This is a genomic window from Rhizobium mesosinicum (assembly GCF_019511345.1).
In the GTDB taxonomy this organism is placed as follows: Bacteria; Pseudomonadota; Alphaproteobacteria; order Rhizobiales; family Rhizobiaceae; genus Rhizobium; species Rhizobium mesosinicum.
In genome coordinates this window covers 1-255 of the sequence record NZ_JAEUAK010000043.1, presented here as the reverse complement: position 1 = coordinate 255, position 255 = coordinate 1, and the positions used below count along the sequence as shown (strand labels likewise).

Genomic DNA, 255 nt, shown 5'->3' with positions numbered 1-255 from the left:
AGTCACGTTGGCCTTTCCGAACTTCTTGCGGAACTGGATCAGATCACATTCCCAGTGCCCAAACTGCTTGCGCTCAGCGACGGCGTCGGGGCGGCGCAGAATGTTCAGGTCCGAGCTAAACCGTTGATCGTGTTTGCGTCTGGCATGTCTTGGCCTGCGTCTGGCGCGACGCTCTGGCAGATGTCGCCAAAGCTTGATCGCCTGGCCGTCTGCTGAATATGCGAACTTGTAGATCGTCTCATGGCTTACCGAGAT

The 255-nt window shown here is 56.9% G+C and carries 1 pseudogene; it reads right to left on the bottom strand.

The window, feature by feature from the left end:
• A pseudogene (locus JNB85_RS30490) lies at positions 1-255 on the bottom strand (IS30 family transposase); the annotation flags it as partial.